General features: G+C 71.9%; 3 protein-coding genes and 2 pseudogenes. 3 read left to right on the top strand and 2 right to left on the bottom strand.

Annotated elements, in window-relative coordinates; all coding sequences use genetic code 11:
- A pseudogene (locus tag JNW89_RS32380) lies at nt 1-254 on the top strand (DUF3515 family protein); the annotation flags it as partial.
- 133 nt (nt 255-387) lie between these two features.
- On the opposite strand, the gene JNW89_RS32375 reads toward JNW89_RS32380, so the two are convergent.
- Both JNW89_RS32375 and JNW89_RS32370 read right to left on the bottom strand, forming a co-directional pair.
- Nucleotides 388-1,488: a D-alanine--D-alanine ligase family protein gene (locus tag JNW89_RS32375; RefSeq protein ID WP_238451949.1), complete on the bottom strand. Its 1,101-nt coding sequence runs from the start codon at nt 1,486-1,488 to the stop codon at nt 388-390.
- A gap of 160 nt (nt 1,489-1,648) precedes the next feature.
- Nucleotides 1,649-1,882 (bottom strand): hypothetical protein, encoded by a 234-nt coding sequence (locus tag JNW89_RS32370; protein WP_238451948.1) that lies wholly within the window; start codon nt 1,880-1,882, stop codon nt 1,649-1,651.
- 260 nt (nt 1,883-2,142) lie between these two features.
- Between JNW89_RS32370 and JNW89_RS32365 the strand changes: the two genes are divergently transcribed.
- Nucleotides 2,143-2,988, top strand: a complete 846-nt coding sequence (locus JNW89_RS32365; protein ID WP_154943380.1) for a helix-turn-helix transcriptional regulator — start codon at nt 2,143-2,145, stop codon at nt 2,986-2,988.
- A gap of 4 nt (nt 2,989-2,992) precedes the next feature.
- A pseudogene (locus tag JNW89_RS32360) lies at nt 2,993-3,189 on the top strand (DUF397 domain-containing protein); the annotation flags it as partial.

Here is a 3,189-nt window from a genome sequence, read left to right as displayed (position 1 = left end):
TCACCGTGGCCTGCGGCGGCGCCGAGCCGGCCGTCCCGGCCACCGGCGACGTCTGGCGGATCAACAAGGTCTGCTGGTACGCGGCCGAGGAGGCCGACGCGACCGTGCTGACCACCGTCGACCGGGAGACCGCGGTCCGGGTGACCGTCCCCCGCACGTACGAGCAGCCGTTGCAGTGGATCGCCCCGCTCGCCGACGCCGTGGTCGCCTCGGTCCCCTCCGCCGGCGACACCCCCGCCGGCTGCACCGGCTGACCCCCCGCCCCTCCCCGCGCGCCCCGGGCCCACGCCGGACTCGGGTGCACGTTCTGCGAAAGAGTGGCCATCCGGGCGCGGATGGCCACTCTTTCCGTGTACGAGGGCGGATCTTGACCCGGGCGTGCGCGGGTCAGCGGGAGCCGGCGTCGCGGTGCAGGGCGGTGCGGATGAGGCGGTTGACCAGCTTGGGGTACTCCAGGCCGGAGGCCGCCCACATCCGGGGGAACATCGACGTCGGAGTGAAGCCCGGCATCGTGTTGATCTCGTTGAGGTAGACGTCCAGCTCCGGGGTGACGAAGAAGTCGACCCGGGCCAGGCCGGAGCAGTCCAGCGCGGTGAAGGCCCGGGTGGCGCACTCGCGCACCTGCCGGGTCACCTCGTCCGGCAGCCCGGCGGGGATGTCGTACTCGCAGGCGTCGTCGATGTACTTGGCCTCGAAGTCGTACCAGTCGTGGCCGGAGACCACCCGCACCTCGGCCAGCACGGACGCCTCGGGCGCGCCGCCGGCCTCGCCCTCCAGCACGCCGCACTCGATCTCCCGGCCGACGATCGCACCCTCGACCAGCACCTTGGTGTCGATCTCGCGGGCGGTGGCGACCGCCGCGTCGAGCTGCGCCCAGTCGTCGACCTTGGTGATGCCGAACGACGAGCCGGCCCGGGACGGCTTGACGAAGACCGGCAGGCCGAGCCGCTGCTTGTCCTGCTCGCTGAGCGTCATCCCGTTGCGCAGCACCGCGTACGGGCCGACCGGGATGCCCTCGGCGGCGCAGAGCTTCTTGGTGAACTCCTTGTCCATCGCGGCGGCGGAGGCGAAGACGTTCGCCCCGACGTACGGGATGTCGGCCATCTCCAGCATGCCCTGGATGGTGCCGTCCTCGCCGTACGCGCCGTGCAGCACCGGGAAGACCACGTCCACGTCGGCGAGCGCCCGGGGACCCTCGGTCGGGTCGAGCACCATCAGGCCACCCGCGGTCGGGTCGGCACGGAGCACCACCTCGGCACCGGAGCCGGCGGTGATCTCCGGCAGCTTGCGGTCGCTGATGGCGAGCCGGGCCGGGTCACCGCTGGCCAACACCCACTGCCCCTGGCGGGTGATGCCGACCGGCACCACCTCGAACTCGTCCGGGTCCAGCGCGCCGAGCACGCTGCCGGCGCTGACGCAGGAGATGCCGTGCTCGGGGCTGCGGCCGCCGAAGACGATCGCCACGCGGGTCTTGCCTGGGGTGGTCACTGGGTCACCTCTCGGTACGCGACTGCGGAGCCGCCAGCGGCGCTCACCCGGTCGACCTTACTGTGGGTGGCGGCGCGCCGATGGTGATACCCGCGAGGACGCGTACCTCCCTCGCAAACGGTCACCCGTACCGATACGGAGCGTAGTCGACTCAGTCGGCTCAGTCGCCTCCGACGCTGACGGCGCCGTGCCGGCGGCCGACGGCGATGACCTTCACCCGCTGCCGCCCGGCGCGCACCATGCCCAGCGCCATGAACGCCCCGGCGATCCGGTCGGCGGCCTCGCGGCTGCTCGCGCCGACCACCTGGCGGCGCCGCTCGGGGGCCCTTCGCTCGTCGCGGATCTCGCCCTCCACGGGGCGGACGTCGGTGAGCACCACGAGGAAGCGGGTCATCGCCGCTCCCTCCGGTGTCCGGTCACGGTCATCCCGAAGTCCTCCCGGTGGACGGTCGCGGGCGCACGTGGCGATCGGGTACGGGGGAGTAAACCCGATCGCCACGCGCCCCATCCCCTCCGGTCGCTCACCACCGCCGTCGCCACGACAACCGCTGGTGAGGACGCCATCACAGATTGACAGGTGGACACGCGTGAATGCAACTCTCATCGACGTTCTCTCATGCACACGTTCCCGGAAAGATATGTCACCATCGACGTATGGCTCCGAAGACCGCCCGGGCCCGCCGGCTGGGCATCGCCCTGCGCACCCACCGCGAGGCCGCCGGCCTGACCCTCGAGGCCGCCGCCGACGAGATCAACAGCACCCGCAGCACCCTGTCCCGCTACGAGAACGCCCAGACGCTGGTCAGCCCGGCCACCGTGCGCGCGCTGCTCAGCCTCTACGGCGTCGGGTCGGACGACATCGCGGCGGCGGTGCAGCTGGCCAAGGACACCCGCAAGCCCGGCTGGTGGGTGCCGTACTCACACCTGCTGGACAAACGCACCATCGACTTCATCGCCCTGGAGGCGGAGGCGACCGGCATCGCCAACTTCGAGCCCTCCGTGGTGCCCGGCCTGTTGCAGACCGCCGACTACATCCGGGGCGTGATGCGCGGCGGGCCGCACACCCTCGGCGACGACCAGGTCGAGCAGCGGGTGCAGCTCCGGCTGGACCGGCAGCAGCGGATCACCGCCGACGACCCACCCATCTTCGACGCGATCATCGACGAGGGCGCGCTGCTGCGCCCGGTCGGTGACCGCTCGGTGATGGAGCGGCAGCTGCACCACCTGCTCAAGATGGCCGAGCTGCCCAACGTCACGGTGCAGGTCATCCCGCTGGCGGCGGGCTACCACCGGGGCACCCGCGGCTCGCTGCACATCCTCGAGTTCGCCGACCCCGAGGACCCGATCATCGCCTCGGTGGAGACGGTCGCCGGGCAGATGGTCCTCGACCGGCCGGGCGACCTGCGTACCTGCACCAAGATCATGGAACACCTGCGGACCGTCGCGCTCAGCCCGACGGACAGCCGCGACCAGCTCCTGCAACTGTTGAAGGGACGGTAGGACCATGACACCGACGATCAGCGCGGCGCTGGCGACGGCCAGCTGGCGCAAGAGCACATACAGCGGGGACCAGGGCGCCTGCGTGGAGCTGGCGACCGTGCCGGACCTGGTCGCGGTCCGCGACTCGAAGGACCCGGCCGGCCCGGTGCTGCTCTTCCCCCCCGGCCGCCTGGGCCGCGTTCGCCACCGCCCCACCGCGCC

The sequence above is a fragment of the Micromonospora sp. 4G55 genome, from assembly GCF_016803375.1.
This window is presented reverse-complemented; position numbering and strand designations above follow the sequence as displayed.

Excerpts from the sequence above, each read along its gene's own strand:
- JNW89_RS32370 (WP_238451948.1), bottom strand. The coding sequence starts at position 1,882 with ATGACCCGCTTCCTCGTGGTGCTCACCGACGTCCGCCCCGTGGAGGGC.
- JNW89_RS32365 (WP_154943380.1), top strand. The coding sequence starts at position 2,143 with ATGGCTCCGAAGACCGCCCGGGCCCGCCGGCTGGGCATCGCCCTGCGC.